Source organism: Streptomyces sp. Xyl84 (assembly GCF_059731885.1).
The window spans coordinates 6,817,320-6,830,897 of sequence record NZ_AP029182.1 but is presented as its reverse complement, the minus strand read 5'-3'; the positions used below and the strand labels follow the sequence as shown (position 1 = coordinate 6,830,897).

Here is a 13,578-nt window from a genome sequence, read left to right as displayed (position 1 = left end):
GTCGTCAAGTTCCCGCCTGCATCGCGACGCCATGCACGCACTCTCGCCGCACCGGGCCCAGACCCGAGTACGTCCAGTACGAGGGTCAGGGCCCGGCACGCCGAGAGCACGCACCTGACGCCGCGAGGCCCGCCCTCAGGGCGGACGACGGGAATGTGACGACAGGGCCTAGCCGCCGTACGCCGTGACACCCCGACCGGTCCCCTCTCAGTCCTGGTCGCGCTCCTGGCCGCGGTGGCCCAGGGCCGCGCTGCGGCCGGTGGCCAGGTGGCTGAGGACGAGTGTGCCGACCCGCTCGACGTCACGCTCCGCGATGGCCTGGTAGAGGGCCTCGTGCTCCAGGGCCACACCCAGCAGGTCGTCGTGCTGGCCCCGGAACCACCGCATGCGGCTGCTGAGGACGCGGTCGAGTTCGTTGAGCAGTTCGTTGGCGGCCAGCGTGGTGACGGTCTGGTGGAAGTCGGCCGCGGCCCGGCGGGCCCGCACGGCGTCGCCGGAGCGGGCCGCCTCCAGTTCGGCGTCCAGGTCCGCGCGCAGCCGGCGCAGGCCGTCGCGCGTGTGGCGCTGTGCGGCGAGCCGGAAGGAGAGGGTCTCCAGGGCCGAACGGACCTCGTCGAGGTCGGCGACGTCGCTCGCGGTGAACTCGCGCACCACGGCCCAGGTCCGCGGACGCGGCGTCACCAGGCCCTCGGCCACCAGGGTCTTGAGCGCCTCGCGGACGGGCAGCCGGCTCACGCCGAGCGCCTCGGCGAGTTCGCGTTCCACCAGCCGGCTGCCGGGCCGCCGTACACCGTCGAGGATCTCGTCGCGCAACTGCCGCGTCACCCGCTCGGACTCGGGCACGTAGTCCCCTGACGCCGTCATCTCGGTCCTTCGTCTCCCGTCCCGTCCCGTTCCGGCACCGTCTGCGTCCGTGCGGCGAAGCAGCCGGGCGGCCCGTCAGGATACCCCGCGGCCCGGACGGCGCACCGCCGGGCCGGGGAGGGACGGAGAGGCTGCCGGGCCTGGCGGACGGGCCGGTGAGGCGGGTCAGCCCGCCGCCGGCGGCCAGTTGGCGAGCCGCTTGGGCCGGGGCGGGGCGTAGGTGCGCACCTTGGAGGTGGACAGGCCGAGGCGGACCAGTGACTCGGCGACGGTCACGGCGGCGCTCACCCCGTCGACGACCGGGACGCCGGTGCGGTCCGCGACCTGCCCGGCAAGGCCGGCCATGCCGCCGCAGCCCAGGCAGATCACCTCGGCGCGGTCGTCGGCCACCGCGCGCACGGACTGTTCGGCGATGGCGTCCGCGGCGGCCCGTCCGTCTCGTTCGAGGGCGAGCACGGGGAGCCCGGTGGCGCGGACGGAGGCGCATCTCGCGCTCAGTCCGGCCACCTCCAGGCGCTCCTCGATCAGCGGGACCGTGCGGTCGAGGGTGGTGACGACGGAGTAGCGGCGGCCCAGGAACTGGGCGGTGCTGGCCGCCGCCTCGGTGATGTCGACGACCGGGACGTCGAGCAGTTCCTGGAGTCCTTCGCGGCCGTGTTCGCCGTACCCGGCCTGGATCACCGCGTCGTACGGTCCGGGGTGGGCGCGGACGGTCTCCATGACGGCGACGGCGGCGAGGTAGCTCTCGTAGTTGCCCTCGACGGACTCCGCGCCGAAGGAGGGGGTCAGCGGCACGATCTCCGTGCCCGGCGCGGCGGCCTCCGCCGCCTGCCTGCCGATCGCGTCGGTGATGGACTGCGTGGTGTTGACGTTGACGACGAGGATGCGCATGGGAGCGGGCTCCGGCCTTCTGCTCGGGCGGGCTGGTCGGCGGGCTATTCGGCGGCGACGGCGATGGCCTCGCCGTCCAGGTCGCGGACGGGTGCGGTGCGGTCGGCGAGGACCGTGTACAGCGCGGCGGCGAGGAGCGCGCCGACGAACCAGGAGAACCCGGCGAGGGTGTGGAAGACGGGCACGAGGGCGACGGTGACGGCGACGGCCGCGCTGGGCACGAACGCGGCGACGGCGCGCGGGTTGTAGCCGCGCCGGTAGTGGTAGTCGGCGTCCGCGTCCTCGGTGTAGAGGGCGGGCACGTTCACCCGGGACTTCCGCAGCATCCAGTAGTCCGCCATGATCACGCCGAACAGGGGGCCTAGCAGGGCGCCGAGGCCGCCGAGGAAGTAGTTCACCGCGACCGGGCTGTTGTACAGGTTCCAGGGGGTGATGACGAGGCCGAGGCCCGCGCTCACCAGGCCGGCCCTGCGGAAGTCGAGCCGCCGGGGGAACAGGTTGACCAGGGCGTAGATGGGGGCCACGAAGTTGGCCAGCAGGTTCACCGCGACGGTCAGGGCGATCAGCGCGAGCGAGGCGACGGCCAGCAGGAACATGTTCGGGATGGTCCGGACGATGTCCGTGGGGCTGGTGATGACGCGTCCGTCGAGCTTGAACTGGGCGCCGCTGAGGACCGCGACGATGCAGGCGAAGAAGAGCATGTTGACCGGGATGCCGATGACGTTGCCGCGGACGATGGCGCCGCGGCTGCGCGCGGAGCGGGTGAAGTCGCAGAAGTTGAGGACGAACGTCCCGTAGATCACCACCCACAGGGCGGCGGCCTGGAGGACCTGGAGCCACATGGCGCCGCCGGTGAGCGGCTTGCCGTCGTCGAGGGAGACCGAGCCGCCCGCGCGGACGAACATCCACACCGCGAGGGCGCACATGGTGAGCAGCGTGGTGGGGGCGGCGAAGGCCATGTAGCGGCGGATCATCTGCATGCCGTAGCTGACGATGAGCACCTGAAGGCCCCACAGCGCCAGGAACGTGATCCAGCCGAGCGCCGACTGGCCGAGCAGGGAGTGGGTGTCCAGTCGGCTCAGTCCGGGGAACATGGCGACCAGGAGGGTGCTCAGGACGGCCGAGGCGAGATAGGTCTGGATACCAAACCAGGCGATGGCGACGACGCCCCGGACCGCGGCCGGCAGCTTCGCGCCTTTGACGCCGAAGGCGATACGGCTCATGACGGGGAAAGGGACGCCCGTCTTGTGTCCCATGAATCCGGAGAGCGTGAGCAGGAGGAAGAGCAGGACGGAGGCGAGCGCGAAGGCGGCCAGGATGCCCCACACGTTCAGGCCGAGCGCGAACAGGCCGATGGCGAACGCGTAGTTGCCGAGACTGTGCACGTCGTTGGCCCAGAGGGTGAAGACGTTGTAGGCGCCCCAGCGGCGCCCTTCCCGTTTCGTCGGGGCGAGGTCGTAGGTGTAGAGGGCGGAACTGGTGGCGGCGCCACCGGTCTCCACGGACGACCGGTCTTCCAGGGCAGTCATGCAGGACTCCTGGGTCGGGGAGAGGGAACTCGGGGGATTTCCACGAAACGGAAGAGCGCTTCCGTGGCCCAGAACGTAATGAGCGCCCGCGAGCACCGTCAAGGGGTCTGCCGGAAAATGGAATACCATTTTTTCGGGTGCTGGAGACATGCCCTCCTCCGGCCGGAGCTGCGATCATGTGCACGACCGCGTCAGCCGGCGCGGGCCGGAGCCGTCCGCGCCCACCAGGAGGCCGCATGTCCCTCGACGTCGACGTCGTCCGCTCCCAGGTCCCGGCGCTGAAGTCCGGTTCGGCGCGCTTCGACGCGCCCGGCGGCACCCAGACGCCGCAGCCGGTCATCGACGCCGTCGCCGAGGCCATGGCCGGACCGCTCGCCAACCGGGGCCGGACCACGGAGGGCGAGCGCAACGCGGACGACATCGTCACGCGGGCCCGCGGCGCCCTGGCCGACCTGCTCGGGGCCGACCCGCGATGTGTCGTCTTCGGCCGCAGCGCCACCCAGCTGACGTACGACCTGTCCCGTACGCTCGCCCGGACCTGGGAACCGGGCGACGAGGTGGTGGTCACCCGCCTCGACCACGACAGCGACATCCGGCCGTGGGTGCAGGCCGCCGAGGCGGTCGGCGCGCGGGTGCGCTGGGCGGACTTCGACCCGGACTCCGGGGAGCTGCGCCCCGAGCACGTGGCGGACGTCCTGTCCGCGCGCACGCGGCTGGTCGCCGTCACCGCGGCGTCCAACCTGATCGGCACCCGCCCCGACGTCCCGGCCCTCGCGCGCCTGGCGCACGAGGCCGGCGCGCTGCTGCACGTGGACGCCGTGCACTACGCCGCGCACGCGGTGGTCGACCTGGCCGCCTGGGGCGCGGACACGCTGGTGTGCTCGCCCTACAAGTTCCTCGGCCCGCACCTGGGCGTGCTGGCGGCAAGGCCCGCGTTCCTGGAGACGCTCCGTCCCGACAAACTGCTGCCGTCCAGCGACGCCGTCCCCGAACGCTTCGAACTGGGCACGCTGCCCTACGAGTTGCTGGCCGGCGCCCGTGCCGCGGTGGACTTCCTCGCCGGCCTGGAACCCGGGGCGCGGGGCGGTCGCCGGGAACGGCTGACCGCTTCCTTCGCGGCGCTGGAGGCCCACGAGGAGGCGCTGCGCGAGCGGATCGAGCGGGGTCTGGCGGACCTGGGCGGGATCACGGTCCACTCGCGGGCCGCACGGCGCACGCCGACGCTCCTGTTCACGGTGGCCGGCCTGCGCCCGGCCGAGGTCTCGCGGCATCTGGCCGCGCACGCGGTGGACGCCCCCGCCGGATCCTTCTACGCGGTGGAGGCCTCCCGCCGCCTCGGTCTGGGCGACGAGGGCGGCGTACGGGTGGGACTGGCGCCGTACAGCAGCGCCGAGGACGTCGACCGGCTGCTGACGGCACTGGCCCGCCTCCCCCGGTGAGGGGGAGACGGGCCGGTGGGCGGGGCGCCGTTCCGGTGGGCGCCGGGGGGCCGCCGTGGCCGGCGCGCGGTGTCCGGGGTCCTCACGCCCGTCCGGCCGCGGACAGCATGCCGGAGGTGTCGACGACCTGGCGCACCGCGCGGCCCGAGGCGAGTTCCTCCAGGGCCGTGTTGAGGTCGTCGAGGGCGAGGGTGTGGGTGTGCAGTTCCTCCACCGGCATCAGACCGGCCCGCCACAGGCCGAGGAAGCGCGGGATGTCGCGGCGCGGCACCGCGTCGCCCATGTAGGAGCCGACGATGCTCTTGCCCTCCCCGGCGAAGGCCAGCGCGGGCACCTCCAGTGTCCGGCCGGGCGCCGGGAGGCCGACCGGGACGACCGTGCCGCCGCGGCCGACCGTGTCCAGGCACGCGGTCGTCGCCCGCGGGCTGCCGACCGCCTCGATCGCCACCTCCGCTCCCCCGCCGGTCAGGTCACGCACGGCCTCCACCGCCTCCTCCGGGGCGAAGGCGTGGGTGGCGCCGAGCCGCAGGGCCAGTTCGCGTTTGGCGGGCACCGGGTCGACGGCGACGACCGGGTTCGCGCCCGCCGCACGGGCGCCGAGCACGGCCGACAGGCCGACCCCGCCGAGCCCGTACACGACGGCGGAGCGGCCGGGTGCCAGGCGGGCGGTGTTCACGGCGGCCCCGGCGCCCGTCAGGACCGCGCAGCCGAACAGGGAGGCGATGGCGAAGGGCACGTCGGAGGGGATCGGCACCACCGACTCCTGGGCCACGACGGCGTGTTCGGCGAAGGCCGAGACGCCCAGGTGGTGGTGGACGCGTGCGCCGGAGGCGTCGGTGAGCAGGGACGGGCCGTGCAGCAGGGCGCCGGAGCCGTTGGCGGCGGCGGCCCGGTCGCACAGCGCGGGCCGGCCCTCGTTGCAGCGCGGGCAGCAGCCGCAGCTCGGTACGAAGACGAGCGCCACGTGGTCGCCGGGGGCGAGGCGGTCGACGCCGGGGCCGGTCTCCTCGACCACGCCGACCGCCTCGTGGCCGAGGGCCATGGGCAGCGGGCGTACCCGGTCGCCGCTCACGACGGACAGGTCGGAGTGGCAGAGCGAGGCGGCGGCCGTGCGCACCAGGACCTCGCCCTCGCGGGGGGCGCCCAGGCGCAGTTCCTCGATCTCCACGGGACGGGTCTCGGCGTAGGGGCGGCGCCGGGAGACCTCTCGGAGAACGGCGGCGCGGGTCTTCACGCCCTCACCTCCGCGCGGGGCGCGCAGCGCAGGACCTCGCGGCTCTCCAGGAGGGGGACGACCTGGGCGAGGACGATGTCCTGGAAGTGTGCGGTGGCGCAGTGGGCGGTGAAGTCCGCCTCGGTGGCGTACTCCTCGTAGAGCGCGAGGGCGCGGGGGTCCTCGGTGCCCTGGTGGACGCGGTAGCCGAGGCAGCCGGGCTCCCGGCGGGAGGCGGCGGCCGCCCGGTCCAGGAGGCTCAGCACGGTGTCCTGGCGGCCGGGCAGGCTGCGGTAGCGGGCGATGACGGTGAAACTCACGGTGGGACTACTCCTGGGGTGCGGGAGGAAGGTGGTCGCGGCGCAGGTGCCACAGGCGCGGGTCTGAGGTGGCGGCGGCGACCGAGCCGAGGGAGAGGGCGAGGGCCACGTCCTCGGGTGTCTCGACGAAGCCGGCGGCGACGGACGGCGACAGGGCGCGCCGGGCCTCCTGGCTCATCCGGCCGGTGATCGGCGCGGGCATGATCTCGACGAGGTCGGGGCCGCCGTGCGCGACGGCGTCCAGGCTGCGGCGCAGGTTGGACCGGTCGGTGACGAAGACCTTCATCATGGTCAGCAGCCCGAGCGGGCGGCCCTTCTCGATGAGGCTGAGGCGGGTGCTGACCACGCCGTGCGCGCCGAGTTCCTTGAGGAACTCCAGCGCGCCGCGGTCCTGGGCCAGTCCGGGGCTGCTGTCCACGTTGACGAACACGGTCCGCCCGGCCCGGCCCAGCGCCCCCACGACCTTGGGCAGTTCACCGACCGGAAAGGAGGCGAGGATGCACACCCTGACGGGGGCGGTCAGGAAGTCCCGCAGGGGTTTGCCGCCCACGACGGACGCGACGACGGGGACGTCGGCGAAGGCGCGGGCGAGGCGGGGGTCGAGGGGGACGCTGGGCCGGGCGGCGGGGTTCATGGCGGTGGCCTGACTCCTGGGGAGGGGTACGTACGGGTCAGGAGAGCGGCGACGTACCGAAGCGGCTGGGCAGGCCCAGCTTGCCAGGGTTGAGGATGCCCGCCGGGTCCAGGGCGGCCCTGACCGCGGTGAACGCGGCGAAGCCCGCGCCGAGGGAGTCCGCGACGTAGGGGCCGCGCAGCAGTCCGCAGCCGTGGTGGTGGCTGAGGGCGGCGCCGTGCTCGACGAGGACGGCGTTGGCGGCGTCCCACACCGCGCGGTACCAGGTGCGCCGGTCCTCGGGGGCCACGTCGCCGCGCAGCGAGAAGTACACGCAGGCGCCGTCGGTGTAGGCGTGGGACTGGTGGGCGGAGGCGGCGAGGGTGCCGGGCACCGCCTCGACGGCGGCGACGACCTCGTCGTAGATGGCGGGCAGGCCGGTCCAGGAGGCGGCCGTCTCCAGGGTGTCGGCGACGAAGCCGGGGCCGGGGGTGAAGCCGTCGGAGGACTTGCCGACCAGCATCCGCTCGTCGAGCCAGCGGGCGAAGACGGCCTCGGAGTCGAGTTCGGGCCCGTGGGCGGAGCAGACCGCCGCGGCCACGTCCATGGCGGCGTCGACCACGGCCGGGGCGCCCTCGTCCGCGATGAGCAGCAGGTTGGTGTCCGGGTGGCCGAAGTGGGTGCCGGACTCCAGCTTGTCGTACAGGCGCAGCACGGCCGGGGTCGCGCCGCGCTGCATGATGGCGCGGCAGGCGTCCAGGCCCTCGGCGAAGGTGTCGAAGCCGTAGGCGAGGGCGCGGGCGTACTCGGGCAGCGGGTGGACGCGGAGGCGGGCGGAGACGATGACGCCGAGGGTGCCCTCGGAGCCGATGAACAGCTGGCGCAGGTCGGGGCCGACGGCGGCGCGGGAGTAGTCGCCGTAGGTGGCGCGGGTGCCGTCGGCGTGGACGACGTCGACGCCGACGACCATGTCCTCGATCTTGCCGTAGCGGGTGGAGAGCTGTCCGGCGCCGCGGCAGGCGATCCAGCCTCCGACGGTGGACAGGGCGAACGCGGACGGCCAGTGGCCGGTGGTGACGCCGTACTCCTCCTGGAGCTGCTTCTCGAAGAGGTCGCCGAACATGCCGGCCTGGACGTCGACGATGTTCGAGGTGGCGTCGAAGCCGTTGATCCGGTCCAGGCCGCACAGGTCGAGGACGACGCCGCCGAAGACGGGCAGTGCGGCGCCGGTGACGTTGGAGCGTCCGGCGGAGGGGGTGACGGGGACGCCGGCGTCGTGGCAGATGCGCAGGACGGCGGCGACCTGGCCGGCGTCGGCGGCCTCGACGATCACCGCGTCGGGGGTGGCGGGGCGGCCCTCGGTCTCGCCGATCATGGATCCGGCCCACCAGTCGCGGGTGCGGGCGACTACCTCGGCGCGTTCGGTGTGGACGGCGCGGGCGGCGCCGCGCAGCGCCTCGACGACGCTGTCCGGTACCGCGACCGGGTCGTTCTGGAGGGCTGCCGGACCGTCGCCGACCGGTGTGGTGCGGGCCCACTTCGCGGGGCTGGGCGCGCCGACCGTGTAGGTACCGCGGTTGAACGGGTGGGTGATGGTCTGACGGCTGATCATGCTGCTGACCCTTCGAGGAGGACGGACCGTTCGTGACGGACGGAGGAGAGGTAGTCGGCGACGGAGCGCTCGATCTGGGCGTCGGTCAGGCCGAGTTCGGCGCCGAGGAGTTCACCGACGGCCCGGGCCGCGTCGGCGGAGGCGTCGCGGGCGAAGAGCCGGGCGCGGGTGCGGCGGGAGAGGACGTCGTCGACGGAGCGGGCCAGTTCGGCGCGGGCGGCGTAGACGACCTCGGCGCGGGTGTAGGGCAGGCCGGGGACGACGGGTTCGGCGAGGGTGGGGTCCTGCTGGATGAGGTCGCCGACGAAGCGGGCCTCGGTGCCGTAGCGTTCGCCGAGGTGGGCGGCGAGTCCGCCGGAGGCGGCCTGGGCCTCGGCGTCGTATCCCGCGCCGCCGAGCAGCGGCAGGTGGGTGGTGCGGCTGCGGGCGCTGCGGCCGAGAACGGTCATCACCTTGTCGATGACGAGTTCGCCCATGTGGCGGCTGGTGGTGAGCTTGCCGCCGGTGACGGTGACCATTCCGGTGCGGCCGATCGTGATGTGGTGGTCGCGCCGCATGTCGAGGGTGGCGCCCTCCTTGCCGCCGACCAGCGGGCGCAGCCCGCCGATGGAGCCGACCACGTCGTCCGGGGTGAGCTTGCTTTCGAAGGCGGTGTTGGCGCCCTCCAGCAGGAACTCCATCTCCTGGCGGGTGCAGTGCACGTCGTCCGGTGAGCCCTGGTAGTCCTCGTCGGTGGTGCCGAGGACCACGGCGTCGCCCCAGCGGGTGCAGGTGGCGCGGCGGGCGCGGCCGGGGATCGGCACCGTGACCGTGCAGTTGATGCGCAGCCTGTCCCAGGGGACAACGATGTGGACGCCCTTGGCGGGCCGCACCTGCGGGGTGTGGCCGGGGTCGGCCTCGGTGTCGAGTGCGTCGGTCCACACGCCGGTGGCGTTGACGACGGCGTGCGCCCGTATGTCGAAGGTGTCGCCGTCGGACGACACCTTGGCCCCGGCGACCCTGCCGCCCCGCATCAGCAGTCCGTCGGCGCGGACGCCGTTGAGGACGGTGGCGCCGAGCGCCGCCGCGGTGCGGGCGACGGTCAGCACCAGGCGTGCGTCGTCGGTGCGGGCGTCGAAGTACAGCAGGCCGCCCTTGAGGTTCTCGGCGCGCAGGGTGGGGGCCTGCGCGAGCACCTCGGGCACGGTGAGCCGCTGGTGCAGCCTGCCGATGCGCCAGCCGCCCACCAGGTCGTACGTCCACAGCAGGCCCTCGAAGCCCTTGGCGAGGCGGGCGTCGAACACGCCCTCCTTCTCCAGGACCGGGAAGAGGAACGGCAGCCGGTGCACCAGGTGGGGCGCGTTCTTGCGGAAGCGGTGCCGTTCGAGGAGGGAGTGGCGGACCAGGTTGACGTTGCCCTGCTCGATGTAGCGCAGGCCGCCGTGCACCATCTTCGAGGACTTCGAGGAGGTCCCGGAGGCGAAGTCGTCCTTCTCGATCAGCGCGGTGCGCAGACCCCGGGAGACGGCGTCGAGGGCGGCGTAGGCGCCGGTGATGCCGCCGCCGACGACGAGGACGTCGTAGGTGTCGTCGGCCAGCCGGCGCCTGGCCGCCGCGCGGTCGAGCAGCAGCGGGGTCCGGCGGGTCGCCGCGGCCGAGCGCCGCGGTTTCCGGGCGGGCATGGTGATCACAACATCAACTCCTGGGCGGTTCGGTGCGCGGGCCGGCGGCGGTCCGCGCGTGACGGGCGTGCGGAGTGCCGTCAGTGGGGGGCGGGACGAGCGGTGGGGCCGGGCTTCCCGGGTGCTTCGAGGGGGTGTCCGGGGGCGTCGGGTCCGGGTGTCTCGGGCCGGTGTCCGGGTGTGTCGAGGTGGTGGCCGAGCACCGCGCGCCAGTCGGCGCGGCGGGCGGCGCGGTCGGCGCTGCTCAGGGCGGGTTCGAAGATCCGGCCGCGGGGCTGGGCCTCCACGACCTCCTCCAGCGAGGACCACAGCCCCTGGGCCACACCGGCCAGGTAGGCGGTACCGCGCAGGCTGGCGGTGGCCGAGTCCGCGACGCGTTCGACGGCCAGGCCGGTCAGGTCGGCCTGGGTCTGCATCAAGGGGTCGCTGCCGGACACCCCGCCGCCGACGCGCAGCCGGCTGAGCGGGGCGCCGAGGGTGCCGGCGACGCCGTCGACGAGGTCGCACACGGAGTGGGCGATGCCGTCGAGCACGGCACGGGCCAGGTCGGCGCGGGTGGTGCCCAGGGTCAGTCCGGTCAGCGCCGCGGTGGCCCCCGGCCGCCACAGGGGCGTGCGGACCCCGGCGAAGGCGGGCACGAAACGCGGTCCGGCGCCCGGCCGGGCCGTGGCGCCGGCGGCGGCCTCGCCCAGTTCACCGGGGGAGGCGAACAGCCGCAGGTCCTCGCAGAGCCAGCGCAGCGCGGAGCCGGCCGTGGAGGTGTAGGCCTCCAGGCTGTAGTGGGTGGTGCCGCCCTGGCGGCGGCCGGGCTGGGCGACGACCCCGGCGATGTCGGCGCGGGGCAGGGCGGGTGCGGTGCCGGTGGCGGCGTCGACGAAGGCGCCGGTGCCGAACATGCCCATGCCCTGCCCGGCGGCCAGGCCGCCCAGGGCGACGAGCGCGGCGTGCTGGTCGCCCATGGACGCGGCCACCGGCACCCGGACGCCGAGCACGGACGGGTCGCTCTCGCCGGACACCGCGTCGTCGTCCAGCAGCCTGGGCAGCAGGTCGAGGGGGAAGCCGAGCGCGTCGATCCACTCCTCGTCCCACGTGTGCCCGGTGAGCAGGTAACCGCCCGTGGAGGCGGCGTTGGTCGGCGTGGTGGCATGCACGGCGCCGCCGGTCAGCTGCCACATCAGCCAGGTGTCGACGGTCCCGAACCGCAGGCGGCCGGCGCGGTGCGCGGCGGCCACCTCCTGGTGGCGGGCGATCTGGCGGGCGGCCCACAGGAACGGGGACCGCGAGCCCACCGGGCGCCCCTGACGGCTCATCAGTTTTCCGTCCCAGGCGGGCGCGTGGCCGGCGAGTCCGGCGGCGTGGCGGCGGTCCTGCCACACCACGGCGGGCAGCAGCGGCAGACCGGTGCCGGCGTCCCACAGCACGGCCGTGGCGCGCTGGGTGCTGAGCGCGACGGCGCTGACGGTGACGCCGTCGCGGCGGGCGAGAGCGACGGCTTCGCGGGCCACGTCGAGGGTGGCGGTCCAGATCTCCACCGGGTCCTGTTCGACGCAGAGGTCGTCGGGGTGACTGACCTCGATCGCCCGGTAGCGGACGTGGCGGGCGCTGCCGTCCTCCAGGACGAGTCCGGCGCGGGTGCCGGTGGTGCCCTCGTCGAGGGCGAGCACGGCGCGGCCCGTGGGCACGCGGGGCGGTGACGTCTGCATCTGTGCGGCTCTTTCCTCGTGCTGCGTACGGTTGCGTACGCTCCTGCCGGCCTGGGGCGGTGGGTGTCCGGCCGTCCTGCCGGATCCGCGGGTCAGCCGGTGGAGGCGGTGGTGGCCTCGGGGGCGGCGGAGGCGGCGGGGCCGGTCGCGCCGGTGCCCGCGCCCCGGGCGGGTTGCCCGGACCTGATGGGGTCCCACTTGATCATCAGACAGGTGATCAGGCCGAGCAACGGCACCACGGACAGCACGAGGAAGGTGTGCCCGAGGCCCAGCGAGTCCTTGATCTGCGGGAAGACGTACAGTCCGACGACGCTGCCGAAGCTGCCGACCATGCCGGTGACACCGGTGCCCAGGGCCCGTACGTCGCTGCTGTAGGAGAGCGCGGCGATCGACTTGCCGTTGGCGCCGGGGCCCGCCGAGTGGCACAGGATGAAGATCACCGGCAGGAGGAACGCCACGGCCGTGGGCACCTTGTTGAACGTCACTCCCATCAGGACGAGGGCCACGAACACCCCGGCGAAACCGGCGGCCGAGCTGAGCCGCAGGCCGAGCCTGCGCCCGCACCAGGCGGAGGCCAGACCGCCGACGATGCCGAAGGCGTTGAAGACCATCGACCCCACCGTGGCCTTCTCGAAGCTCTCGCCGAAGATCGCCAGGCTGATGAGCGGCAGGTACCAGCCGACGGCGAAGTACTGCATGGACTGCCCGAGCGAGATCACCGACGACAGCACGGTCCGCGGCAGGTAGGCGCCTCTGAAGAGCACGCTCACCTGGCGCGTCCCGGCGCCGGTCCGCCCCCCTTCGGGGTGCGCGGGCCCGGAGGGTGTGCCCGCGGCGGCCTTGATGCCGTAGACGCGGTCGAGGCTGCGGACGGCGTCCTCCAGCCGTCCCTCGCCGGCGAGCCAGGCCGGGCTCTCGGCGAGCATGAGGGCCTGGGCGGCGAGCAGCGCGAGGGCGATGGCACCGGCCGAGCCGACGGACCAGCGCCAGATGTCGGAGCCGGCGTCCAGGTGGAAGAAGAGCAGGGCGAGCGCGAGGTTGCCGGTACTGGCGACATACCAGACCGCCTGCCAGAGGTTGAGGCGGCCGCTGAGCCTCCTGGGGGTGTACTCGGCGAGCAGTGCCATCGCGACGGCGAAGTCGACGCCGTAGGCGACGCCGACCAGGACCCGGCCGAACCAGACGGTGGTGAAGCCGCCGGCGAAGGCCGCCAGCAGGGCGCCCGCCAGGGCGAACACCTTCGCCAGCAGCAGCGGGGGGACCCGGCCGACACGGGTGGCGAGCCAGCCGCCGAGCGGGTTGAAGACGATCGCCAGCGCCGGGGCGGTGGCGGTGAGCACCGACACCTGGGTGCTGCTCAGCTCCATCTGCGCCGTCATCGGCCCGAGTCCCGCGCTCAACGCCGCGTTGGAATAGGCGTCGAGGAACAGCCCGCCGAAGACCAGGTACCAGATGACCCTCGCCCGGCCGGAAATTCTTCCCAGCCCGTCGATGAGGGCCACGACGTCGGCGACGCCGTTGACGCCCGGACGTTGTGCCATGAGTCCGCCTTTAGGGGAAGACCCGTCGGCGGTACGCGGCACACGAGAAGCAGGCACGACGAGACCACCGACAGGTGGTCTTTGTCTGTGCCTGCCCAAGCTCCGCGGGAAGTCCGGCGGAAGCAGAGATGACGTTAAGGACAAGCGGTGGCGGCGTCAAGGGTGCGGGAGGGACGGGAGCGGCCGACGGCC

At 73.8% G+C, this 13,578-nt stretch carries 11 protein-coding genes; 1 reads left to right on the top strand and 10 read right to left on the bottom strand.

Features of this window, described 5'->3' with window-relative positions:
• Positions 1-207: 207 nt before the first annotated feature.
• From AC6I72_RS29755 to AC6I72_RS29745, 3 genes are all read right to left on the bottom strand, one after another.
• Positions 208-864: a GntR family transcriptional regulator gene (locus AC6I72_RS29755; protein WP_498004223.1), complete on the bottom strand. Its 657-nt coding sequence runs from the start codon at positions 862-864 to the stop codon at positions 208-210.
• 165 nt (positions 865-1,029) lie between these two features.
• Positions 1,030-1,755 (bottom strand): aspartate/glutamate racemase family protein, encoded by a 726-nt coding sequence (locus AC6I72_RS29750; RefSeq protein ID WP_498004222.1) that lies wholly within the window; start codon positions 1,753-1,755, stop codon positions 1,030-1,032.
• A gap of 44 nt (positions 1,756-1,799) precedes the next feature.
• Positions 1,800-3,284: an NCS1 family nucleobase:cation symporter-1 gene (locus AC6I72_RS29745; protein WP_498004221.1), complete on the bottom strand. Its 1,485-nt coding sequence runs from the start codon at positions 3,282-3,284 to the stop codon at positions 1,800-1,802.
• Positions 3,285-3,520: 236 nt separating this feature from the next.
• Here AC6I72_RS29745 and AC6I72_RS29740 point away from each other — a divergent pair, with 236 nt between their 5' ends.
• Positions 3,521-4,723 carry a cysteine desulfurase-like protein gene (locus AC6I72_RS29740; RefSeq protein WP_498004220.1) on the top strand — a complete coding sequence of 401 codons (1,203 nt, stop codon included), beginning with the start codon at positions 3,521-3,523 and terminating at the stop codon, positions 4,721-4,723.
• A gap of 82 nt (positions 4,724-4,805) precedes the next feature.
• Here the strand turns inward: AC6I72_RS29740 and AC6I72_RS29735 are convergent, their stop codons facing one another.
• From AC6I72_RS29735 to AC6I72_RS29705, 7 genes are all read right to left on the bottom strand, one after another.
• Positions 4,806-5,957 carry a zinc-binding dehydrogenase gene (locus AC6I72_RS29735; protein ID WP_498004219.1) on the bottom strand — a complete coding sequence of 384 codons (1,152 nt, stop codon included), beginning with the start codon at positions 5,955-5,957 and terminating at the stop codon, positions 4,806-4,808.
• A complete protein-coding gene (locus AC6I72_RS29730; RefSeq protein WP_498004218.1) occupies positions 5,954-6,256 on the bottom strand; it encodes a putative quinol monooxygenase in 303 nt (100 codons plus the stop codon). The genes AC6I72_RS29735 and AC6I72_RS29730 overlap by 4 nt, the downstream gene beginning before the upstream one ends.
• A gap of 7 nt (positions 6,257-6,263) precedes the next feature.
• The gene (locus tag AC6I72_RS29725; protein ID WP_498004217.1) at positions 6,264-6,890 is read right to left on the bottom strand and encodes a glycerol-3-phosphate responsive antiterminator; all 627 of its coding nucleotides are present in this window, start codon (positions 6,888-6,890) and stop codon (positions 6,264-6,266) included.
• 37 nt (positions 6,891-6,927) lie between these two features.
• Positions 6,928-8,481 carry an FAD-binding oxidoreductase gene (locus AC6I72_RS29720; protein WP_498004216.1) on the bottom strand — a complete coding sequence of 518 codons (1,554 nt, stop codon included), beginning with the start codon at positions 8,479-8,481 and terminating at the stop codon, positions 6,928-6,930.
• Entirely contained in the window at positions 8,478-10,151 is a 1,674-nt protein-coding gene (locus tag AC6I72_RS29715; RefSeq protein ID WP_498004215.1) for a glycerol-3-phosphate dehydrogenase/oxidase, read from the bottom strand. Before AC6I72_RS29715 ends, AC6I72_RS29720 begins: the two co-directional genes overlap by 4 nt.
• Before the next feature lie 71 nt (positions 10,152-10,222).
• Positions 10,223-11,845 (bottom strand): FGGY family carbohydrate kinase, encoded by a 1,623-nt coding sequence (locus AC6I72_RS29710; RefSeq protein ID WP_498004214.1) that lies wholly within the window; start codon positions 11,843-11,845, stop codon positions 10,223-10,225.
• Positions 11,846-11,937: 92 nt separating this feature from the next.
• Entirely contained in the window at positions 11,938-13,386 is a 1,449-nt protein-coding gene (locus tag AC6I72_RS29705; RefSeq protein ID WP_498004213.1) for an MFS transporter, read from the bottom strand.
• Positions 13,387-13,578: the final 192 nt, after the last annotated feature.